At 67.6% G+C, this 22,003-nt stretch carries 14 protein-coding genes and 4 pseudogenes; 7 read left to right on the top strand and 11 right to left on the bottom strand.

The features are described from left to right. Positions 1-765: 765 nt before the first annotated feature. Together ACZ56V_RS35025 and ACZ56V_RS35030 are read right to left on the bottom strand one after the other, a co-directional pair. Positions 766-1,569, bottom strand: a complete 804-nt coding sequence (locus ACZ56V_RS35025) for a molybdopterin cofactor-binding domain-containing protein (RefSeq protein ID WP_468947623.1) — start codon at positions 1,567-1,569, stop codon at positions 766-768. Beyond that, positions 1,526-1,816, bottom strand: a complete 291-nt coding sequence (locus ACZ56V_RS35030) for a hypothetical protein (protein WP_468947624.1) — start codon at positions 1,814-1,816, stop codon at positions 1,526-1,528. The genes ACZ56V_RS35025 and ACZ56V_RS35030 overlap by 44 nt, the downstream gene beginning before the upstream one ends. 960 nt (positions 1,817-2,776) lie before the next feature. On the opposite strand from ACZ56V_RS35030, the gene ACZ56V_RS35035 reads away from it, so the two are divergent. Then, positions 2,777-3,322, top strand: coding sequence for a DUF4232 domain-containing protein (locus ACZ56V_RS35035; protein ID WP_468947626.1), 546 nt, complete (start codon positions 2,777-2,779; stop codon positions 3,320-3,322). Positions 3,323-3,614: 292 nt separating this feature from the next. Here the strand turns inward: ACZ56V_RS35035 and ACZ56V_RS35040 are convergent, their stop codons facing one another. Next, a complete protein-coding gene (locus tag ACZ56V_RS35040) occupies positions 3,615-4,496 on the bottom strand; it encodes an IS5 family transposase (RefSeq protein ID WP_468947627.1) in 882 nt (293 codons plus the stop codon). A gap of 226 nt (positions 4,497-4,722) precedes the next feature. Between ACZ56V_RS35040 and ACZ56V_RS35045 the strand changes: the two are divergent. After that, a pseudogene (locus ACZ56V_RS35045) lies at positions 4,723-5,846 on the top strand (IS630 family transposase). A gap of 469 nt (positions 5,847-6,315) precedes the next feature. Here ACZ56V_RS35045 and ACZ56V_RS35050 read toward each other — a convergent pair. Together ACZ56V_RS35050 and ACZ56V_RS35055 are read right to left on the bottom strand one after the other, a co-directional pair. Next, on the bottom strand, positions 6,316-7,782 hold the full coding sequence (locus ACZ56V_RS35050; protein WP_468947629.1) for an APC family permease: 1,467 nt from the start codon (positions 7,780-7,782) through the stop codon (positions 6,316-6,318). Further along, on the bottom strand, positions 7,776-8,573 hold the full coding sequence (locus ACZ56V_RS35055; RefSeq protein ID WP_468947630.1) for a carbon-nitrogen hydrolase family protein: 798 nt from the start codon (positions 8,571-8,573) through the stop codon (positions 7,776-7,778). The genes ACZ56V_RS35050 and ACZ56V_RS35055 overlap by 7 nt, the downstream gene beginning before the upstream one ends. Positions 8,574-8,781: 208 nt before the next feature. On the opposite strand from ACZ56V_RS35055, the gene ACZ56V_RS35060 reads away from it, so the two are divergent. Further along, a complete protein-coding gene (locus tag ACZ56V_RS35060; RefSeq protein WP_468947632.1) occupies positions 8,782-9,534 on the top strand; it encodes a FadR/GntR family transcriptional regulator in 753 nt (250 codons plus the stop codon). Positions 9,535-9,550: 16 nt separating this feature from the next. Further along, positions 9,551-10,234: a hypothetical protein gene (locus ACZ56V_RS35065; protein WP_468947634.1), complete on the top strand. Its 684-nt coding sequence runs from the start codon at positions 9,551-9,553 to the stop codon at positions 10,232-10,234. Here the strand turns inward: ACZ56V_RS35065 and ACZ56V_RS35070 are convergent. The 5 genes and pseudogenes from ACZ56V_RS35070 to ACZ56V_RS35090 form a co-directional block, all read right to left on the bottom strand. Next, positions 10,222-11,304, bottom strand: a complete 1,083-nt coding sequence (locus ACZ56V_RS35070) for an NADH:flavin oxidoreductase/NADH oxidase (protein WP_468947636.1) — start codon at positions 11,302-11,304, stop codon at positions 10,222-10,224. The two genes, ACZ56V_RS35065 and ACZ56V_RS35070, sit on opposite strands and share 13 nt — an antisense overlap. Before the next feature lie 355 nt (positions 11,305-11,659). After that, positions 11,660-13,735 (bottom strand): penicillin acylase family protein, encoded by a 2,076-nt coding sequence (locus ACZ56V_RS35075; RefSeq protein ID WP_468947638.1) that lies wholly within the window; start codon positions 13,733-13,735, stop codon positions 11,660-11,662. A 357-nt stretch (positions 13,736-14,092) separates the two neighbouring features. After that, positions 14,093-14,243: pseudogene (locus ACZ56V_RS35080) on the bottom strand (PTS transporter subunit EIIC); the annotation flags it as partial. Between the two features lie 22 nt (positions 14,244-14,265). Continuing rightward, positions 14,266-16,014 carry a glycoside hydrolase family 9 protein gene (locus tag ACZ56V_RS35085; RefSeq protein WP_468947639.1) on the bottom strand — a complete coding sequence of 583 codons (1,749 nt, stop codon included), beginning with the start codon at positions 16,012-16,014 and terminating at the stop codon, positions 14,266-14,268. A gap of 305 nt (positions 16,015-16,319) precedes the next feature. Next, positions 16,320-16,481: pseudogene (locus ACZ56V_RS35090) on the bottom strand (IS5 family transposase); the annotation flags it as partial. Between the two features lie 1,338 nt (positions 16,482-17,819). Between ACZ56V_RS35090 and ACZ56V_RS35095 the strand changes: the two are divergent. Further along, positions 17,820-17,972 (top strand): annotated as a pseudogene (locus ACZ56V_RS35095) (phosphopantetheine-binding protein); the annotation flags it as partial. An 83-nt stretch (positions 17,973-18,055) separates the two neighbouring features. Here ACZ56V_RS35095 and ACZ56V_RS35100 read toward each other — a convergent pair. Then, on the bottom strand, positions 18,056-18,448 hold the full coding sequence (locus ACZ56V_RS35100; protein WP_468947640.1) for a VOC family protein: 393 nt from the start codon (positions 18,446-18,448) through the stop codon (positions 18,056-18,058). 200 nt (positions 18,449-18,648) lie between these two features. On the opposite strand from ACZ56V_RS35100, the gene ACZ56V_RS35105 reads away from it, so the two are divergent. Together ACZ56V_RS35105 and ACZ56V_RS35110 are read left to right on the top strand one after the other, a co-directional pair. Next, entirely contained in the window at positions 18,649-20,880 is a 2,232-nt protein-coding gene (locus ACZ56V_RS35105) for an MMPL family transporter (RefSeq protein WP_468947642.1), read from the top strand. A 207-nt stretch (positions 20,881-21,087) separates the two neighbouring features. Beyond that, positions 21,088-21,951 (top strand): SCO6745 family protein, encoded by an 864-nt coding sequence (locus ACZ56V_RS35110; RefSeq protein WP_468947749.1) that lies wholly within the window; start codon positions 21,088-21,090, stop codon positions 21,949-21,951. Positions 21,952-22,003 lie beyond the last annotated feature (52 nt).

Here is a 22,003-nt window from a genome sequence, read left to right on the forward strand (position 1 = left end):
GGAGCCGCCGCCGAGTGCCTCAGACGAGCCATCCCAAGCTCAGGAGGTAAACGATGTCGGAGATCAGGCCGTTGATGATGTCCATGCTGCTCGGACTCCTTCTCGTTGGGGAACGGGAGAACAGGTTGGCGGCTGCCTGATAACACCGTCATGCAGAGTGGTGCGAAAACCTCGCGTTTCGAGGGGGACGCAGTTTACGTTCACCGGGATAGCGCACGCCCCGGCTGATACGGAGAACTGACGATCGTGGGCCATGTGTGACCGTTGGAGGGACAGGGAGTCTCCCGGCCTATGTCCGCTCCAGGACCCGGACAGCCCTGCCGACGCGCGGGAGCGAGTAGACGAAAAGCCCGACCGGGCGTGGCCCCGGGGGACGCAGGGCGCCAGCAGCCGCCCTTCTCCGCTCCCGGGCTGAACATGGCAGCCGCTCGCCTCGACAGCGCATCGCGGTGGAGTTGAGGAAGCCGCAGCGGTTGGTGAAGCGGGCACTCATGTCGGTTCGTCTCCTCCGGAGATCACGCTGTCCCTGTTGCTGCTGATATCGGTCCCGCTGCTGCCGGATCTCGAGGCAAGGGCAGACCATACGGAATCCGGGTGCAGGGGCAGGGTGCGGATACGGACGCCGAGGGCGTGGTGTACGGCGTTGGCGAGTGCCGGAGCAATGGGATCGATGGCTAGTTCGGCGAGGGGTTTGGAGGCTGCTGTGCTGTCGTGGTCGATGAACTGGACATCGGGCGGGGGGAAATCGCCGAGGTGCGGGACGCTTTAAGAACGCAGGTCACGTGTGGTGACCTGGCCGTCGAGGCCCGTGGCCAGTTCTTCGCCGATGGTGCAGCCGAGGCCTTGGACGACGGCGCCTTCGACTTGGGCACGGCTTTGCTCGGTGTGGATGATGCGTCCGGCGTCGGCGATGTGCACGCTGTCGAGGTCGTTGATGATGCCGGTGTCCGGTTCCACACCGATGCGGAACCACTGGGTGCTGACGGACAGAGACAGCTCTGCGTCCTTCGCGGCGACCGTGGCGTCGGCTTGCAAGCACAGGCCGGCCGACTGGGCGCAGCAGTGAAGGTCCGTAAGGGACACGCTCGCCCCGACGCCACGAATCTTGTCCCCAGCGAGGCGGCAGTCGTCGGACGGGGTGCCCAAGATGGTGGCTGCTGTGTCGATGAGGAGCCCTGTGAGTTCTTGGCAAGCGCGGGTGACAGCCTGCCCGGTGAGCGGCATGGCGGTCGAGGCGAAGCCTCCGGTGTCGTGCTCTAGGAAATCGGTGTCGACCTGGTGCAACCGGATGCGTGTGGGGTTCATTATCAGCGTACTTGCGGCGATCCGGCAGAGGGCCACGTCGGCGCCGCTGCCGAACTTTGGGGCTCCGGTGGTCAGGTCGTGGCAGCCGTCGGCCGCCAGTGATGCCTTCGCCTGGGCGTGGTGACCGTCGGCCGGCACGCTGTGGTGGGCGGCGACGGCCATGCCCTCCCCGACGCGGTACCCGGCCGGGGCAGGCCGTTCGCGCCCGGTGCGGCGGTCCTCACGAGCCGGCCCCAGGCAGCACGTTGCTGAGGGCGCTTCCAATAAGAGCGCGGTCGGCCTCCAGGTGGAGCCCGACGACGTGGAAGCAGCGCTGCCACTCCACCGGCCAGGCCGGGCGCCAGGCGGGGGCGACGTCCTCCAGCTGCTCGCGCCGCTCGTCCGAGAGCGCCCCGGCCGACGACTGAACCGGCACGCCCTCGGCGCACCGTTGCTCGATCTCGCGCGCCTTGCGGGCGGGGGCTCGCTGGCCCCACGGCAGTCTCAGGGGCCGGTGCGATGCGGGCCTCACCAGGCTGGCCGGCCTCCATCTTCCGCAGGAGCGCGTCCTGTCGCCGCTTTCACGCTCGGCGAGTCCGGCCGTGGACATGCCGAAAGCCCGTGGAAGAGACAGAAGTGGCCCGCCAGGTGATCTGGCGGGCCGTCGTGAACCATCGAGGTGGTCAGACATGGGTCACGGGCCGCAAATGCGTTGGGCCTGGGAAGCCGCCCTGTTGCGGTCCGCCTCCGCGTCAGCCAAGGCTTGCCTTCCGGCGGCACCGGGATGGCCACCCTGAGCGATCAAGTCGTCGTACCACTTGGCCCAGGACTCGTAGTCCTTCTGTGTCTTCTCGGCGACCGCCATCGCTCTGGCACAGTCGTCCGACACGACGGCCGGCGCAGCGTGTGCCGCCGCGGGTAGAGTGAGGGCCAATGCGGTAACGGCCGCACCGGCGAGCAGGCGAACAGACATCATTGGGACACCTCCAGTGGGTAGCGTGCTTAAAGCGGTGAGCCAAGCGATTGGCTCGAGTCCGCGAGGTCGCGCCCCTATGCAGGGCGTACGGATAGCCGTGCTGCTCATGGCAGTTCCAGCTGGTTCCGCCACTCCAGATCGCGGACTCACTGACACCACGATCACCCACCCGGACCCACTACGCCACTCGAACGACCATACGGGTGTTGCATTGGTGCTCTTGTCGGACCCACTCGCTTGCGGGTGTACCGGCAAGTCGAACGTCGTCTGTGTGCTCCGGGAAGTCTGGAGCGCCAATGATGGTGCCGAGGTGAGCAGTCCGCCACCTGTGAGGACCGGTGCTGGGTTCCACTGGAGGCCGGATTCACCCAGACGGCCCACCTTGGGACCGCATCCGTCGGGGAGGGCGTCTCTACTCGAAACGAGGGACAGGACCTGCACGGCCTGGGGCCGGGTATGCATTGTCCCTCGTTTCGAGCGGAGACGACCCGCTCACCGACATGCTGGAGGTGGAACATGGTCCGCATCCAAGTGCGTGCGGCCCTCGTCCTCGCTGGGGTCCTGGCGACCACGGCGGCTCCCGTTTCGGCCGCTGCCTCTCCCTCGGTTGCCGAGCCGGTTCGCTGCCGGACGAGCGACCTGGCCCTCGACTGGACGTCTGGTGGATCGGCGGAACCGGGCGGACGGCACACCGAAGGCCGTCAGGTGGATGTCTTCGTGTCGATGAAGAACACCGGGGCACAGGCGTGCGTGCTGCACGGCTACCCGTCGGTGACCCTGCAGATGGGCACGGAGACCGAGGGTGTGGTGACCGAGACGTTCTCCTCCCAGACGTCGCAGCAGCCGACGACCGTCACGCTCGACCCGGGGGCCACCGCCCGGTTCACGATGACGTTCCTGTCCGCGAAGGAAAGCGACGACAACGTCATCGACCCCGGCGTCGCGGCCATCACACCTCCGGGCGACAATCAGGCCAAGGAACTGCGGTGGTGGTGGGGCCCCGTCCAGCAGCAGGAAGCGGCTACCCACCCGGGCAACTACGTCAGCCCGGTCTTCCGCTGACGGCCGCGGCGCAGCCGACGCGCTCTGTCGACGCGAAGGGCCGCCCGGAGCCAGGAGCACCGTATCGCGTGGCGCTCGTCGGACCCGCCGGGTACCTCGCCGATGCTCTCGAAGGTGACTGAACGAGGCCCGGCTCTGCGGCAACGCCCACATTGGGCGTTGCCGCCGGGCCGAGCGGCGCTGTCACACGATCGAGGGGCGGCTTGCCGAAGCTCACCCCTGACCACTCTGCGGCCCGCTACGTCAGGGGTGCTATTTCCCCCTCGAGCGGTTCGTGTTCGCAGACCATCCCTCACAGAGCGTTTTGTCCCGGCGGGGTTGTTTGGTTCGAGATTAAGGTGTCGCGCCAGTTCGGGGTGGATTCACTGGTGAGTCGTCGGCTTATGAGGTCTATCATCGCGACGTGGATCATGGCTTCGGACCTGTGAGGGTGGGTCTCGTAGTCGCGGGCGAGACGGCGGTGGTGCATCAGCCAGCCGAAGGTCCGCTCGAGCACCCAACGTCGGGGGATCACCTTGGACCCTTTGACGCCGGGGTCGCGTTGGACGACTTCGACGTCGATGCCGAGGCGGGCACCGTGGTCGATGACTTTCGTCCGGTAGCCGGTGTCGGCCCACGCCTTGGTCACTCGAGGGGTTGCGGCGGAGATCTGGCAGAGCAGGTGGATGCCGCCGGTGTTGTCGGAGACACTGGCCGCGGTCACCCAGACGGCCAGCAGCAGGCCGATGGTGTCGACGCCGATATGGCGCTTGCGGCCTGCGATTTTCTTGCCGGCGTCGATGCCCTGGCCGGCCGTCGGCACGTTGGCGGAGGTCTTCACGCTCTGCGCGTCCAGCACACAGGCGGTCGGCTCGGCATCCCGGCCTTCGGCTTCACGCACCAGGCGGCGCAGCAGGCCGTTGAGCCGGTCGAAGACGCCTTCCTTCTGCCAGGCGGCGAAGTAGCCGTACACCGTCTCCCACGTTGCGAAATCGTGCGGCAGGTACCGCCAGGGGATCCCGGTGCGGTCGACGTAGAGGATGGCGTCCATGATGCGACGCAGGTCGTGTTCGGGTGGACGGCCGATGCCCAGCCCCTTGCCTCTGCGCTCGACCCGCCAGGCGGTGAGCGTGGGACCGATCAACTCCCAGCGGGCATCGGACAGGTCGCTGGGATACGGGCGCTGTCGCGTCATGTTTCGGTAGTACCGTCGTGCACGACGCATCCCCAGGGAGCAAACAGCGTCAACCGGGGCCTTTGGGATCAGACAGGAGCGACTCGACTCAAACGGGCAGAGCCATGGAGTCTCCTGCCGCAGCGGTCGCATTGACCACTCTCACCTCAGCAGTGACAGACCCACTCGCCCTTCGTAGCGCCGCCAAACAGTCTCGCCGGGACAAAAACGCTCTTTTAGTAGGCGTGTGACTTCTGCTGCTGGTGCGTCAGTTCCTCGTCGGGGCCCGAAGCTGGAACCGTTGCTGCTGTCTGAGGACGAGCGGGCGGAGTTGGAGCGGTGGACGCGTCGGGCGGCATGGGCCCAGGCCCTGGCCCTGCGGGCGCGGATTGTGCTGGCATGCGCTGGTCCAGAAGTACCGCCGATCGTCGCGATCGCCCGCGAGTTGCGGGTGGCCGCGGACACGGTCCGCAAGTGGCGGCGGCGCTTCCTCGCCGAACGGCTGGACGGGCTGGCCGACGAGCCACGGCCGGGCCGGCCACCCACCATCAGCGTCGACCAGGTGGAGGCGGTCGTGGTCACGACGCTGGAGGAGATCCCGAAGAATGCCACCCACTGGTCGCGGAAGTCGATGGCGGAGCACAGCGGCCTGTCGAAGTCCACGGTCGGCCGAATCTGGCGGTAGTTCCAGCTCAAGCCGCATCTGGCCGACACCTTCAAGCTGTCGACGGACCCGTTGTTCGTGGAGAAGGTCTACGACGTCGTGGGTCTGTACTTCAACCCGCCCGAGGGTGCCGTGGTCCTCTCGGTGGACGAGAAGTCGCAGATCCAGGCCCTGGACCGCTCCCAGCCGGTGCTGCCGATGGTGCCCGGCATGCCCGAGCGGCGTACTCATGATTACGTCCGTAACGGCCTGACCACCTTGTTCGCCGCGTTCGATGTCGCCACCGGTGAGGTCATCACGGCCCTGCACCGCCGGCACCGGGCCGTGGAGTTCAAGACGTTCCTGGTCCGGATCGACAAGGAGGTGCCCGCTCACCTTCAGGTCCACCTGAACGTGGACAACTACGGCACCCACAAGACCCCGGCGATCAGGACGTGGCTGGCCAAACACCCCAGGTTCGAGCTGCACTTCACCCCGACCGGCTCCTCCTGGATCAACCAGGTCGAGCGGTGGTTCGGCTACCTGGCCCACCAGATGATCCGCCGCTCGGCGCACACAAGAACATCCAGGCCCCCGAAGCCGACATCCGGGCATGAGTCAAGGACTGGAACGAAGACCCCACGCCGCTCATCTGGACCAAGACAGCCGAAGAGATCCTCGACTCCCTCGCCCGCTTCCGCCGACGGATCTCCGGCACAGGACACTAGGGGCCGGGAGAGCCTCGCGCCGTTCGACTTGGCCGCCGAACCGCTCGCCCGGGGGCGGCTGCTGGTGCTCGGTCCCGCAGGACCACGTGCTCGTGCTGTCCGTGCATCACGCGATGTTCCGACGGCTGGGCCAGCAGCATGATGCTGCGCGAGTCGGCGGATATGCAGCTCAGCGTCGACAGTCGGCAGGGCCGACTGGGCCCGGGTGCGAGGGTGGCGGTCAGGACTTCTTCGTCCATTCGGGCCGAGGCCCTCGCCCGGTGAGCCTGCGCGTCTGCTCTGACCCTGAGGGACGTGGCAGCAGCCATGGTGCCTCATTGTCGCGTTCCACGGACAGCACCACGAGACTTCTGTCCACGGCACGGCGGCCAGCGGCGCCGCGCGCGCCACAGGAGCAAATCCGTGTGCCCCGTGGCTCAGTCGTTTGGGTCGGGCTCGAATCTCGGGCCTTGATGTGAACGGCCGACTGTCAGCCGTTCGGTGCGGCGGGGGCCTCTGCCGCGCTCGAGCGTGCGGCTCGCCGTCCGGGCAGGATGCCGGCCACGAGGGCGAGGAAGGGGACGGCCGCGAGGGCGATGCTGACGGTCGGGCTGCCGCCGGTGACGAGGGTGAAGTTGGCCAGTACCAGCCACAGGCCGGTCAGCAGGCCGAGGATGGCGAGTGCGGGCGCGATGCGCGTCTGCCAGGTCTTGCCCGGGGCGATGCCGGGGTTGCGGACGAAGAAGACCAGGACGGCGACGGAGGTGGTGAGCATCAGGATGACCATGCCCACGGTGGAGACGCCGGCCATGGAGCCGAACACCCCGACCAGTGGATCGAGTTGGAGCAGGGCGCAGCCGACGACGAGGACCACCGCGGTGATGCTCTGCACGACCGATGACGTGGACGGCGAGCGGTGGCGGGGGTGGACCGTTCCCAGGCGTGCAGGCATGAGGTTCTGGCGGGCAAGGGTGAAGGTGTAGCGGGCGATGACGTTGTGGAAGGACAGCACGCAGGCGAAGAGGCTGCTGAGCAGCAGCACCTGTATGAGGTCGCGCAGGGTGGTGCCGACGTACGCCTGTGCGGTGTCCACGAGCATGTTGCCCTGTCCGTCGACCGTCCGCTGTGCCACGGCCGCGGCCTGGTCGTCTCCCGCGGCCAGCACCAGGGCCCAGCAGGAGAGGGTGTAGAAGCCGCCGATGATCAGCACGGCCAGGTAGGTGGCCCGGGGGATCGTCTTGTCGGGGTTGCGTGCCTCGTCGCGGAAGACAGCAGTGGCCTCGAAGCCGATGAAGCCGGTGAGGGCGAAGAGCACGGCGATGCCCAGGGGCCCTGACAGGGCGGCGTGCGGGGTGAACGACCCCACCGTGATGCCGTGGGCCCCGCCGCGGGCGAAAATGACGGCGTCCAGGACGACCACCACGGCGATCTCCAGGACGAGGGCGACGCCGAGCACCTTGGAGCTCAGTTCGATGTGGCGGTAGCCGAGGCAGGCCACGACGCCGGCTGTGGCGAGTGCCCAGGCCCACCACGGCAGCGAGAAGCCGATACCGAAGCCGTGCAGTGCCTCGTTGACGGCCCAGCCCAGGTAGCCGTACACGCCGACCTGGATGGCGGTGTAGGCGACGAGCGCCACAGCCGCCGTCCCCACCCCCAGACGGCCGCCGAGTCCGCGAGTGACGTAGGCGTAGAAGGCGCCCGCCTGCGGGACGTGGGGCGTCATGGTGACGAAGCCGACGGCGAAGACGAGCAGGATCAGGGAGGCGAGGGCGAAGCCGACGGGGGCTCCCGCCCCCGGTCCGCCGGCGATGGCGAGGGGCACGTTACCGCCGACGACGGTCAGCGGAGCGGCGGCCGCGATCACCATGAACACGATGGAACCGGTGCCGAGCCGACCGTCGAGATTGCTCGGCGTTCTCTGTGCGGTGGAGCTCTGGGGTGTGGAGTTGGTCAGCATGCGCGGTCCTCCGGGACGACGGGGGCGTACAGGCCCGGGCGGCGGTCGAGCAGGTAGGGGTTGTCCTTGCGGGACCGGGCGACGACGGCCGGGTCGACGATGGCGAAGAGGAGCCGGTTGCCGTGCTGGACCGAGTCCAGGACCTCACCGGACGGAGCGGTGAGGGAGCTGCGGCCGACGTAGGTCAGGGAGCCCTCGGTGCCGTCGTGGTTGATGTAGGCGATGTACACCTGGTTCTCCCAGGCCCGCACCCGCAGCAGATGGTCGGCGACGAACGCGTACGGCTCCATCTGGGCGGTCGGTACGGCGACGAGGTCGGCGCCTGCCAAGGCCGCCGCACGCACGCTCTCCGGGAACTCGACGTCGTAGCAGATGAGCATGGCGACGCGGATCCCGCCGAAGTCCACCACGGTGGCCAGCCGGTCGCCGGGGGTGAAGCAGCGGCAGTCCAGTTCGCCGAAGAGGTGGGTCTTGCGGTGGCGCCCGAGGACCGTGCCGGCAGGGTCGACGAAGAAGGCGCTGTTGTAGACGGCGCCGTCCTCGTGTTCCGGAAGGCCGACGACGAGGGCGAGGCCGTGGCGCCGGGCGATCTCCCGGACGGGCGACAGTAGATCGGTGCGCGCCAGCTCGAACACGCGGTCTCCGATGTCGTAGCCGGTGAGGAACAGTTCCGAGGTGATGAGCAGTTCGGTGCCCGAGGCGCGAGCCCTCGCGCAGGCCGCGTCCAGCTCTCGCAGGTTGGCCTCGACGTCGCCAGGCGTTCCTGCGGTCTGCAGTCCAGAGATCCTCATCAATGCCCTCGAATCGGTACTGTCCACCCGCAAGTGGTTGTTCCGGACAGAACAGAGGTTAATTTCGGCCATAGAAACATGCTCACTTTGAGCATGTAAAGGGGTTGGGGGTAACGGCTCTGTGAACCGCACCGAGGCACTGCGGTCGAACTGCACCAGGTCGCAGCCGACGGTTCGGGCTGCCCTAAGGCACGGCTAGGCTGCCCGTATGGCAAGCCAGACCCGATACAGCACCGCGAGTGCACTGAGCCGTGGACCGCTGGCGGCGATCCGCCGCACCAGTGCGATCGACACGGTGCGGGCACGGATCTCCCTGGCCGTCGACCTGGACCTACTGGCTCCGGGAGAGCGGCTGCCCAACGTCCCGGCCACCGCCGCTGCGCTGGGTGTCGCGGAGATCACCGTCCGCCGCGCCTTCGGTGCGCTGGAACGTGAGGGTGTCGTCGAGCGCCGGCCCGGCCGCAACGGGGGCACCTTCATCGCCCCACGGCCTCGGCGGGGTACCGTGGCCGAGGCCGCCGCGTACCACGAGGACAGCGACCACGTGCACCGACTGATCGACGAGCGGGTCGTGATGGAGGCGGGTTTCGCGCACTTTGCCGCCGAGCGGATCGACGACGCGGCACTCGACTGTCTCGACGCCGCGATCAGGGACATGGACGCCGCCGACACCTGGGCCGAGTTCCGTGAGGCGGACATCCGGTTCCACTCGACGATCGTGCGCAGCGGCGGCCCGCCGAGCGCGACAGCGCTGTACGAGCAGGTCACCGGTGAGCTGTACTGCTACTTCCTGCCCTACTCCATGAGCTACCTGCGCATCAGCAACCAGCAGCACAAAGAGATCAGATCGGCGCTCGGCGCACACGACGCCGCCCTGGCGGCCCGTCTGCTGAGCGCACACGTCGGCGAACTGCATCGGACGATGTACATCGGCCTCAGCGACGAGGCGGCGAACGCCTGACGTACATACGGACAGGATGAGCGCCGCCTTCGTGCGCGAGATTCTGTCCTGGCCGGAACGGGTCCGGGCGCTGGCCGCCGAGTTGGAGCCCGCCGTCAACGGGGCAACACCGGCCGCAGGCCAGGCGTCGACAGCCGACGCCGTCCGCCACGGGTACCTCGCCTCGATCGCCGACGACCCAGACGCGGACCTCCTCGTGGCCCCCTCAACCGCGCCGTCACAAGTGCCGTCAATCCCTGTGCGAGCGGCTCACCGCGGACGGCGCCGACCCGACCCGCCCGGCACTCACCCCGTCGAGATCCCGCATCGCGACTCATTCCGTCCGGCTTCAACGGATCCCAGGTTCGCGATCCGTCCGGGATGCGCCGACTCCGGCCTACTGACGCAGTTCATCATGACACCCTCCTCCGATCGGCAGATCGGGAATGCTGACAGCCTCGGACACCGCACGGGCAGTTCATGCCTCGACGGGCTGCGTCAGCACACACTCGGCGACGACCTCTCGGACGGACCGCAGTACGCGGCGGTGTGGATGGTAAACCGCCGCAAAGATGACCCAATCCAACTGCCCAAACACCTGCCGGTTGCGGTCCTGGTCACTCCGCTCCCCGAGGGGCAGGGCCTGCGGAGACCAGGGCGTCTAACAAAAATGTGGGGCGTTCGGAGGTCAGCCTGCTTGTGGTTGGCTCAGCTGCTGTAGCTGCCCCGCTGGTATTGCACGGGGTACGGTGCGCCCGTCGCCGCCACCCCGAGTTCGTGAGCTGCGCGCAGGGGCCACGCCGATTCACGCAAGGCCACCCGCCCCAGGAATACGGCGTCTGCAGAGCCTTCGTCGAGAATGTCCTGGGCCTGCCGCGGCTCGGTGATCAAACCGACCGCCGCCGTCGGCAATCCGGCCTTCACACGGACACCGCGGGCGAAGGGCACCTGGTATCCGGGCCCGAGCCGGACCTGCTGGCGCGGGTCGCTGCCGCCGGAGCTGAGATCGTAGAGATCCACGCCGTGCTCAGCCAGTTGCGCCGAGAGCTCGACGGTCTCGTCGAGTGTCCAGCCACCCTCGACCCAGTCAGTCGCCGAAAACCGCACGAACAGCGGCGTACTGTCCGGAATGGCCTGCCGCACGGCGTCCACCACCGCGAAAAGCAGGCGGGCCCTGTTCGCGAGGGTTCCGCCGTACTCGTCCGTTCGCTGGTTGGAAAGGGGGGAAAGGAACTCGTGCAGCAGATATCCATGTGCCGCGTGCAATTCGATGACACCGAACCCCACAGCCACCGCCCGTCGGGCTGCGTGTGCGAAGGCCCGGGTTGTCTCGTGGACGTTGGCGGACGCCATGGCGCGGGGGACAGGGAGACCGGGGTACGGGGTCGGGGACGGGCCGATCGTGGTCCACCCCCCGTTCTCCGGAGCGACCGCGGCCCTGCCGTGCCAAGGTTGGACGGTCGATGCCTTGCGCCCCGCGTGCGCGAGCTGGATGGCCGGAACTGCTCCCCCAGCTTTGATGAACTCGACGATCCGTATCCAGGCCTCTGCCTGATCATCAGTCCAGATCCCAGTGTCCTGCGGCGAGATGCGGCCCTCCGGTGCGACTGCCGTGGCCTCGGTCATGACTAGACCGAACCCTCCTGTCGCCCGTGCGCCAAGGTGCACCAGATGCCAATCGGTCGGGATTCCGTCCTGAGCCTCGACCGAGTACTGGCACATGGGGGCCAGCCAGATGCGATTGCGTGCTGTCACGCCGCGAAGTGTGAACGGGTCGAACAGGCTCGTCATGGTGATCCTTAGGGGTTCAATGGTCGACCAGGGGTGCATGCGTGGCCGTCTGGACCGGTCAGGACCGCTGAGGTGCAGCGGACTCGTGCAGCAAAGCTGCACGGCTTGTCAGGCGCTCGCCGACGGGCCGGGTCTCGACCACACCGCCGACCGTCAAATCGACCACGGCCTTGGTGAATTCGGCCTCAGGACCATAGCTCTCCCCATTGGTCGTGGAGAACCCGGTCAGCGACCCTGGAAACACCGGCTCGTCGTCCCGCAGTTCGGACGCCCGCGGCAGCCGGGCGTACTACGTGGTGATCGGAGCGTGCCGGTCCCACGCCATGTCCCGTCCCGTCGGATCCCGGACGGCGGGTCACTGACCTGGCCGGTACCGTCGCTCGACATGGCCTTTGAGGTCATCGGAATAGAAGTAGACAGGGCGCAGATCGCCGCTCGCATAGCGTGCGGCCTGGTCGTCGAAATGCTGCGAATCGGGGTGCCCGCTCACCCCGCCCGTCGTCACAGCCCAGGCACGTACCCTCGGCCCAAACTCCACCACTGCCACGAAACTGTTGCCGCTGGTTCCGTAGTAACGCTTCGTTCCCGGATAGGCCTTGGCTCCGAACGACGCCAGAGAGCCCCACCTGGAGGAGGTGAAGGGCACCGGGATGCTCGGCTTGGCATCGCTGAACTCTTGGACGATCGCGCCATCGTTGCGCTGGTAGCGGTTGATCTCGCCCCACGGAACCTTCCAGCTGCCGAAGTCACGCCGCAGCCGCTGTGTCGCTGTCTCGAGCGCGTCGAGCCGTTGAGCGTCCGTCGCGCGGTCGGCCATGTAGTCCCATACCGACATGCTGGCTTCCGCTGCTGCCTGGGACGTGAGCGCCCACAGATCCTCTCCCCAGAACACGGCCACCGACGTCGCGGTCGACGCCGCGGCCCACCGGTGGTTCCAGCCACGAAGCAGGCCGATCGGACCGGCCAGCTTCGTCTTCCGCCTGCTGCCCTCGTGGAGCTGGTCCCACGCCCTCACAAGTCCTGGCACCAGGCGTGCGAAGGCGGTGAGGTACGGATCGAACGCGGCGTCAATGAGGGTCTGCGGGGTGAAGTCGTCGCGCGCGGTCAGCACCCGGACCGCTTGCGGCCCCCGCGGGTTCTCGCCGACCCGGTCGAAGTAGCGTGGATAGTCGGCCGCGTCAGGGCTGTCCGCGCCGGCGGCCGTCCAGGGCCAGTTGTTGGTGTTGAATGCCCAGCCGCTTCTGGGATTGACGGCCCTCGGCATGCTGTCCAAGCGATGCAGGCCATGCCAGTCGGTCGCCGGATCGCTGCCGTCGACAGGCTCGAGATAGTCGAACCGGTCATCTCTCACCGGCATGAACTGCGGCATCAGGAAGGCGATGTCACCCTTCGAGTCCGCGAAGAGCGTGTTGTTCGAGCTGTTCGCCTTCAGCCCCGCGACCTTCAGATACTGCTTGTAGTCGCGCGTCGTGGTGCGCAGGAAGCTCTGCTCGAGTGCCGCGACGGGCTTGTTCATCAGCGCGCATGCGATCCACTTACCCTCCGTCGCACGCACGATCGGGCCGTGATGAGTGGCGAACGTCGTGAAGCTGCGCTGTTCCTGCCCACCCTCAGCGGTGCGGAAGGACAAGGTGATCGTTTTCGTGGTGACGGGGCGCAGTTCCTTGCCATAGCGGTACGCGGGAGTTCCGTCGGCTCTCGTCACGATCGTCTCGGCGAACTCGTCGATGTTGTCGACACCACTCGTCGTGTGCATCCAGCCCGTGTGTGTGTTGAAACCCTGGTAGATGAAGAACTGCCCCCAAGTGGCGGCCCCGTAGACGTTGAGTCCCTCTCGGCTCGTCACATGCTGTTCCGCACGGAAGAAGAAGCTGGTGTGCGGGTTGATCAGGAGCAGTGCGTGACCGTCCCGTGTGCGGCTCGGCGCGATGGCCATACCGTTGGAGCCCGTGGGCTCACGCAACACCAACCCGCGCTCCTCCTCCGTCACCGGCACCTCCCGCTTGCTGTAGAAGGCTTCGAGCTGGGAGAGCATTACCGACTCGATGTCTCCGCCGATGCTGCCCTCCGAAAAGCTCAGCGGCATCCATGGCTCAAACCGGTCGAGTACGCGTGGACGTACCTCCGGGTGTGTCGCAAGGTAGTAGTTGAGTCCATCTGCCCAGGCCCGCATCAAGGCGCGTAGCCACGCGGGGCACTTCGCGTATTCCTGCTTCAGCGCGTCGGGGTCCAGGAACAGCCGCTGTCGCAGGTCCTGCCAGATCGCCTTCTCTCCCTCTGCCTCGGCAAGACGTCCCAGGGAAACGAGGTAGTTCTGCTCGATTCGGTTGAAGTCATCCTCCGCTTGCGCGTACATCATCCCGAACACCGCGTCGGCATCGGTCTTGCCCACGATATGCGGTATGCCCCAGTCATCCCGCGTGATCGTCACTCGGACAGCGTGCCGGCGCCAGCGGGCCGCGTCGGCCGGAGCCGGGGCCGATGATGCGAACGCGGTACCGGACGACACCCCCGCCGCCGCGACTGTCAGTCCGGCTGCTCCGGCCAGGACTCGGCGTCGGCTCGGCCCAGAGTTCTGCGCATGGCTCATCAGTGGCTCCTTCATCGGGGACTGTTGGGACCTGTGTCGGCCTCAGCGGGGCGCTGCGGCGGGCGATGTCGATGGCGGTAGTCGGGCTCAGCCCGCCAGCCGCCTGAACCGACGGGTGGTGATGGCCTCCGAACTGTCCGAGGGCCTGGAACGTCCCTGTTGCGGAAAGGGCCGTCCCTTGTTCGGCCTCTTGAGGGCTCACGCCTCGGTGAGTCCCCCGACCTCCTCCTCGGGCTCGCGGGCCCGGGGGCTTGAGGTTGAACTTGACGGTCGCGAAACGGAGAGTCATGAAGTAGATCGCCGCGATCACCAGACCGATCGGAATGTTCAGCCATGGCTTGGTGACGACTCGTTTGGCTTCACCGACGCAGTCAGTCACCAACGGCCACGGCGTACAAGTACCACGTGGAGTGCGGGAGCCACTGCTCGAACCATCGCCAGTCGTCGTCCTTGCCGGTGACGGCGAAACCCCTGTCCCAGGAGATTCCGCTGCCGTCGGTGTTCCGGCCCGTGATGCCGTTGACAATGCCGCCCGCGGTGGGCAAGAACTGCCAGGATCCCTTCCAGCTGTACTGGGGGTTGTTCAGGCCACTGCCGTCGAGCATGCACACGTCGTACGGGTTGGCGCCGCAGATCCAGTTCAACTGATCGGCCGCGTAGGAGCGCAGTTCGTCGGCGAAGTCTCCGGAGAATCGGTGCGCGGCGAGCCGTGCGGCGGTCGCCAGCGACGCGATCCGCGCGTTCTCACCCTGCCACCACTTGTCATTCTCCCGCGGGGTGACGTCGTGCGGGAAGAAGAACGAACTGTGTCGCTTCCCTTCGCCGTCCTGGACCAGGTTCCGCGCGTAACCGAACGGGTTGGCCACCTCGGCGGTCACCGCGAGTTCGAACTTCATCGACCGGCGCACCACGTCCAGCACCGCCGGCACCTTCTTCGAGTCGGCGATCTCGGTGTAGGCGAGAAGGCTGATCACCGGCAACCCCGCGTCGGACGGGTGGAAGTAGGGCCGGTCGCCGTCGTCCGCGCGCCAGTAGTCGTGGTAGGACCGCCAGGAGGCCAGGCGGTGCAGGAGGTTGTCGGCCCGGCGGTCCGCGGCCGCACGGTAGACCTGCTTTTTAGTCACGTGGAACAGCTCGACGGCGGCCAGCAACACGCCGTAGTCGTCCTGGATGTTCTCCTTGCCGTCATTCGTCATCGAGACGTTGTTGCGTTCGAGATACTCGAACGCGTTCTCGGCCGTGGCCAGGTATTCCTCCCGCGTGTACTCACCAGTCGTGTCCAGGGCACAAGCCACAGCGAGCGCGGCGATCGCGACACCGCCACCCTCGCGGTAGTTCACCTGTACTGGTGCGCCGTCGTCTGTGGTGACGATGTGGCGGAGCTTGGGATCCTTCGGCGGTCCTGGCTGCGTCACCGAGTTGACGAAGGTGCCGTCGTCCAGCTTCACCCGGCGCAGATAGTCCGCCCCGTACAGCGCCTCGTCGGCCAGCCAAGTCCGCAACTGCGTGAAGTTCGAGTCTCCGCGCGCGGTGAGCTGTTGGTAAGCCTTGGCCAGCACCCACGCGGTCAGCGGTATCTGGAGCGTGTTGAAGTAACTGTGGTCCGACAGCTGCGTGATGTGTTTACCGAAGTCACCGGTGGCGTCGTACCATCCGCCGTGCACATCCATGGCCTGTTTGCCGTGCTCGCCGACGGGCGCCTCATGGTCCTGCCGGTCGAACCGGCCCGTGCACCGCTGGTCCTTGAAGTAGTGCACCACATGGGACAGCGTGTACCGTTCGAGCACGAGTTCACTGATCTTGAACGGCCGGGACCGGCCGTCGCCGGCGAGCAGCGCGTAGTCGCCTTCGGTGGTCAGCTCGGAGAAGTCGGCCGACCAGTAGTGTCGGTTGTCCCAACCCTGCACCTGTCCGACGCGCTGGGGCCGCCCGTGGAAGACGACTTCATCGGTCGCGGTGTCCACCACGGTGAATCGAGAGAGAGACCTTCGCGATCTCGTAGCGAGCACGGCCCGTTTCGCGGAGTCGGGCGTGTAGCCGACGTTGTTCGCGTAGACAGACACACCATGTGTTCCGCCCGTGGTGGCGCTGGCTTGTCCCGTTGAGGCCAGCGCGCTCACGGCGCTGGCGCCTACCACGGCCGACCCGGCAAGAAACCGACGGCGCTTCACTGGTTTTGGCATACCGACCTCCAGTGGTCCATACCTCTTGGGCGGTCAGGCTAGGCTCAAACCCGACGGTTGACAAGGGTCCGTTCACCTGCCTCACGGGCCCCCGGGTCATGCGCAGCGTGGTCGCCAGATCTGCATCCACCCACACATCCAGCCTGCCTCCGCCCCTTGCAGTGCAGGCCCAGGCCCGAGGAAGATCGAGAATTCGCCGGGGCCGGGGTGTTCGCAGAAGGCGCCAGGGTGACCAGCGAGGCGTACAGGATGGCGTCCATGATGCGGCGCAGGTCGTGTTCGGGTGGGCGGCCGATGTCCAGGCCCTTGCCTCTGCGCTCGGCCCGCCAGGCGGTGAGCGTGGGACCGATCAACTCCCGGCGGGCATCGGACAGGTCGCTGGGATACGGGCGCTGTCGCGTCATGTTTCGGTAGTACCGTCGGGCGCGACGCATCCCCAGGGCGCAAACAGCGTCAACCGGGGGCCTTTGGGATCAGACAGGAGCGACCCCACTCAAATAGGCGGAGGCGTGGAGCCTCCTGTCGCACATGCCACATCAACCACTTTCGCCTCAGCGGCCACAACCCACCCGCCCCTCGAAGCGCCACCAAACAACCTCACCAGGAAAAAGCGCTCTTTAACCGCTCACCGCATCCTCGACCGGATCGGCCGGGGCGGCGTGGCCACCGTCCAGCACGCACGACGATCGACTCGGCCGTCAGGCCGCCGCCGTCAGGAAACTCCATCCCCAGCCACAGATCGAGGACGCCGAACTCGCCGCTCTCTTCGAACGCACCCGCCGCGAGCCCGCAGCACCGCCAGGATCAGCCACCTCGGTGTCGTTGTCTCCCCGATGTCGTCGAGGACGAGGGCCGCCCGCCCTCATCATGGAGGACGTGCCGTCCACGGCTCTCGGCGAGCTGATCGACACGGGCCCGGTTCCGCCCGAATAGGTCACAAAGGCCGGCCGGGCCGTGACGGCCGTGTTCCCGGCCACCATGACGCCGCCGGTCTTTCGGCCCGCTGTCCCGCGCCCTCGACTACCTCGCGGCCGACCACCCAGAGCGTCCCGAAGCCCGATCTGGTCGTCGGGAGTAGCGTCGGCGAGCGGGGCAGCCCGGAGCGCAGCGCCCCCGCCGCCAGCAGCGCGACAGCCACCGAGAGCAGCGCGTAGGGCCGCGCGGTTCGAGCGGTTGCTCATCGCGGCGGTCCCGGAGCCGACAGCCGCGATCGGGTCGCTGCCCGGCCCGGTCGACGGCGCCCCGCGACCCAGTCGTTGCATGGCCGGGCGAGGACGTTTCGCGACCCCGCGTCCCGCGACGGCAGTGGCAGCGCCCCGGGCCGAGCGTCCGAGGCCGGCCCGCACCGGCATGGAGGAGCGCCTCCCCCGGATCTGCCGGGAGGTCCTGGGACCGCGACGACGACGGCCTCGAGGACAACCTCTTCGAGCTCGGAGGCATGGCCTTCACTCTCTGCGCCGTACAACCCTGATAGATGCCCGCCCAGGAGCAAAGACGTCACTGGTGTCGCTGATGGAATTCCCGACCATCGCCGCCCTCGCGCGGCACCTGGCAGGCGACGCCCGAACAGAGCCATGGTGGCCGAGCCGGCCGACCGGGCGCGTGCGGCCCGGCTGCGCAACCGCCGCGCCCAGCTGCAGCAGCGACGACCCGGACAGGGGACGGAGGAGTGAGCGCGCACAGAAGACGAGACCTCCAGATCCGAAGACGACTCCGACGACGTCCGGACCACAACAACCGTCGTGGTCGCAGCGATCTGGTGCGCGCTCTTCGGATTGCCGCGGGTCGACCCCGACGACGACCTCTTTGCCCTGCGCGGACATTCGATGCTCGCGGTCACGATGTCGTCCCGGTTGCAGCCCGAGCTGGGGCCGCGCGTACCGGTGCGCACAGTCCTGGAGAATCCGGACGGCGGGCGGCCACTCCCAACTGCTGACCGAGTCCGCCACTGGTCCGGCCGACGGCTGAACTCTCGCCGTCACCCGGGCAGAACCAGCCACTCCTGGAGTTCGACGAGGTTGCCCGCCGGATCCTTGAGGTGGGCGACGCGCATGTGGTCCGTCATGGGGGCGGGACCGTGGACGAGTACGGCTCCTCGCGCGGTGATGTCCTTGCAGTAGCGGTCCAGTTCGTCGATTCGCAGGACGACAAGGGACCGGTAACCGGTCGGATCGGCAGCCAGTTCGCCCAGCAACTGGCTCATCTGGGCCCGGTCCTGCAGGGCTACACCCGCGGCGCCGCCGTCGGCGGTGAATTTCGCGTACGGGCCGTCCTCCGCCTCGAACTGCGGCTTCAGGCCGAGGACGTCCCGGTAGAAGCAGTAGCAGCGGGGGAAGTCCGTGACCAGCAGACGGACTTGGGCAAGCTTCATGGGTGTCCTCTTCGGAGGGTGGCGATGTGAGCACTCTACGTGAAGACGGACCCGCTTCACTGCTAGGGAAAACTGACACTGTTAAATAAAATAAACACTGCTAAATCTTCCTCTCCTTGACTAACGTCACTCACGGCGATGAGGAGTGCGTCAGACAGCGCCCTCATTTCGTTCTGACAAGTGCAAGCGAAGGAGATCTCGTGTTTGAACGCGTGGCCGAGCTGGCGATCCGCCGGTCCCGGCTGGTACTCGTCGTCGCCGCCGTGGCCGTGGCCCTCATGGGTTTCGTGGGCGGCGGCGCATTCACCAAACTACTGCCCGGCGGCTTCGACGACCCGAACTCCCAGTCCAGCCGGGCCGTCGAGGTCATCGACAAGAAGTTCGGCGGAGAGACGAACCTGGTCCTCCTGGTCAGATCCCCCGACGGCCGTGTCGACACCCCGTCCGCCAAGCAGAGCGGACAGGCGCTGGTCGCCGATCTCAAGGGCGAGAAGAATCTGGCGAACGTGGTCTCCTACTGGGACACGAATCTCGCCGACCTCCGCTCCGAGGACGGGAACCAGGCCCTGGTCCTCGCCCATGTGAAGGGCGGGGAAACGGCGTTGCAGGACAACGCCCAGAGCGTCATCGACACCTACTCCGGAACCTACAAGGGCACGCTCGAGGTCCAGGCCGGCGGCGGCACCGCCGTGAGCGCCGACATATCGACGCAGGTGGTCTCTGATCTGGTGCTGGCGGAGTCCATCGCCATCCCCCTGACCCTTGTGCTGTTGCTGTTCGTCTTCGGCAGCGTGGTCTCCGCCCTGCTGCCGCTGGCCATCGCGGTCATCGCCATCGTGGGTGCCTTCGCGCAGCTGTCCATCCTCGGCGGCATCACCGAGGTCTCCAACACTGCTACCAACCTGGTCACCGCCCTGGGCCTCGGACTGGGCATCGACTACGCCCTGCTGATGACCAGCCGGTTCCGTGAGCAGCTCGCGGCGGGGGCTTCCGTGGACGACGCCGTCCGCCGGACGGTGAACACCGCAGGCCGCACGGTCGCGTTCTCCGCGGCGACGGTGGCGGCCGCGCTCGCCTCGCTCCTGGTCTTCCCCCAGTACTTCCTCCGCTCCTTCGGTTACGCCGGCGTCGGAGTCGTCGCCATCGCGGCCATCAGCACCCTGTTCGTGATGCCCGCCCTGTTCGTCGTCCTGGGACACCGTGTCAACAAGGGCCGGATGCCGTGGGCCACGCGGAAGCAGCCCAGCGTCCAGGGGTCCATGTGGGGACGCATGGCCCGTACCGTGATGCGGCGGCCCGCGCTCACCGGGCTGCCCGTGCTCGCAGTTCTGCTGGTGGCGGCCGCCCCGCTGATCGGTATCACCTTCGGTACGCCCGATGAGCGGGTTCTGCCGGAGAACGCCGAGAGTCGCCAGGTCACCGCGATGCTCGGGGAGAACTTCAACGGCAACGACGCGGCGGCCCTCCACGTCGTCATCGACAAGCCGCTGGCCAAGGAGGGGTTGAACTCGTACGCGAGTGAACTGGCCTCCCTCGACGGTGTCATCCGGGTAGAGACGAGCGTGGGCACCCACACCGCTGAAGGGTCCGCGCCGGCCGGTCCCGGCAACCCCGCGCTCGGCCGCCCCGACGCCCAGCGGATCAACGTGGTGAGCGACCTGACACCGAAGTCGGACGAGGCCGAGGCCCTGGTCAAGGACGTGCGGGCAGTGACGGCGCCGGAGGGGACAGAGGCCCTGGTGGGCGGAACCGACGCCGAACTCGTCGACGCGAAGGACTCCATCAGCGGCCAGCTGCCGATCGCGGTGGCTCTGGTCGTCCTCACCACCTTCGTACTGCTCTTCCTGTTCACCGGCAGCATCGTGCAGCCGCTGCGCGCGCTGGCCCTCAACGTGGTCAGCCTGGGAGCGACACTCGGCGTCATGACCTGGATCTTCCAGGACGGCAACCTCTCCTCACTGCTCGGCTTCACAGCACAGCCCATGGAAGTGTCGATGACGGTGCTGATGTTCTGCATCGCCTTCGGCCTCTCGATGGACTACGAGGTGTTTGTCACCAGCCGGATCAAGGAGCTCCACGACCAGGGCGAGGACAACGAGTCCGCCGTGGCCAACGGCCTCGGTCACACGGGACGCATCGTCTCCGCGGCGGCCCTCCTGCTCGCCGTGAGCTTCTTCGCCTTCGGCACCGCCAAGATCACCTTCATGCAGATGTTCGGCCTCGGCAGCGGACTGGCCATCCTCATCGACGCCATCGCCGTCCGCGGCGTACTGGTTCCCGCCGCGATGCGCCTGCTCGGTGGCTCGGCCTGGTACGCGCCGCCCTTCCTGAAGAAGCTGCACGGACGGATCGGCCTGAGCGAGAGCGGCCCCGAGCCCGCGCCGGTGACAGCGGCGGAGCCGTCGTACGCGAAGGCTTCGACGGAAGCCTGATCACCCGAAACCGCACTGCGCGGGCGGGCTCCCCGGCAAGTATCTGCCGCGAGCCCGCCCGTTTCGTGTGTTCCCCGTTCCCTCTATTCTCTTCCCGAGAATCGATTATTTGCCCAATAATCTATACTTGCCTTGCGCACCTCAAGCGCGCCCCGCCCGCCACGGATGGCGGACGAAGCGCACCCGATCACCTGCTGGAGCCATGACATGCCCCCATCCGAGACGAACCCGGGCCACAGCTGCCACGACGCCGTCAGTCCCCTGCACTCATGTATGTACTTCGCACCGGAACGGCAGGACGAACTCGCGGCTCTGGGCCTGGAACGCGGGCCCATGGCCTACTACGCGGGCCGCGCGGCCCCCCTAGGCGCCGTCGGCGCGGGTACCGTCACGGCCACGTTCTACAACTTCAACCACGAGCATGTGCGGCGGTACATCCCCGCCGCGTGGGCCCTCACCACGCCGGAGGCGGTGCTCACCGCCAGGCTGCGCGGCGTGGACAAGGCGCTCCGGCGGCTGCTCGGCGAGGAGGCCGTGGCCTCGAAGGAGATGGCCGAGGCCGCCCGGCTGGCGCTGTACGCCACCGAGGGGTGCTGCCAAGAGGCGCGGCCCCTGTACGCCGCGAACGCCGATCTTCCCGTACCCGAGGAGCCGCACCTGGCCATGTGGCACGCCGCGACACTGCTGCGTGAGCACCGGGGGGACGGTCACCTCGCCGCCCTGGCCGTCGCGGGCCTCTCCGGGGTCGAGGCGCTGGTGCTGCACAACGCCACGGGTACCGGGCCGACATCGGCACTGTTCATGCGGACCCGCGGTTGGTCGGCGCAGCAGTGGGCCAGCGCGCAGGATCGACTGCGCGAGCGCGGTCTGCTGGACGAGACGGGGGATCTCACGAAGTCGGGCGTCGCGCTGCGCGGTGAGGCCGAGATGCTGACCGACCGCCTCGACGCCGCGCCGTACGCGCACCTCGGCCCGGCAGGCACCGCGCGCCTCACCGAACTGGCCGGCGGCTTCGCCAGGATGCTCACGGCGGCGGGCGCGTTCCCCACGGAACACTTCGGCAAGGGCTGAGGACCGGCCACGCGGCCGACACAGCCGGCAGGCGGTGCCGACGACATCGCCG

It is taken from the genome of Streptomyces sp. NPDC034099, from assembly GCF_055575415.1.

Bases quoted from the DNA above. Each gene is read 5' to 3' on its own strand.
- ACZ56V_RS35055 (WP_468947630.1), bottom strand. From the start codon at position 8,573: ATGAGGATCTCTGGACTGCAGACCGCAGGAACGCCTGGCGACGTCGAG.
- ACZ56V_RS35110 (WP_468947749.1), top strand. From the start codon at position 21,088: ATGCCCCCATCCGAGACGAACCCGGGCCACAGCTGCCACGACGCCGTC.
- ACZ56V_RS35040 (WP_468947627.1), bottom strand. From the start codon at position 4,496: ATGACGCGACAGCGCCCGTATCCCAGCGACCTGTCCGATGCCCGCTGG.
- ACZ56V_RS35065 (WP_468947634.1), top strand. From the start codon at position 9,551: ATGAGCGCCGCCTTCGTGCGCGAGATTCTGTCCTGGCCGGAACGGGTC.
- ACZ56V_RS35100 (WP_468947640.1), bottom strand. From the start codon at position 18,448: ATGAAGCTTGCCCAAGTCCGTCTGCTGGTCACGGACTTCCCCCGCTGC.
- ACZ56V_RS35050 (WP_468947629.1), bottom strand. From the start codon at position 7,782: ATGCTGACCAACTCCACACCCCAGAGCTCCACCGCACAGAGAACGCCG.
- ACZ56V_RS35035 (WP_468947626.1), top strand. From the start codon at position 2,777: ATGGTCCGCATCCAAGTGCGTGCGGCCCTCGTCCTCGCTGGGGTCCTG.
- ACZ56V_RS35070 (WP_468947636.1), bottom strand. From the start codon at position 11,304: ATGACGAGCCTGTTCGACCCGTTCACACTTCGCGGCGTGACAGCACGC.
- ACZ56V_RS35060 (WP_468947632.1), top strand. From the start codon at position 8,782: ATGGCAAGCCAGACCCGATACAGCACCGCGAGTGCACTGAGCCGTGGA.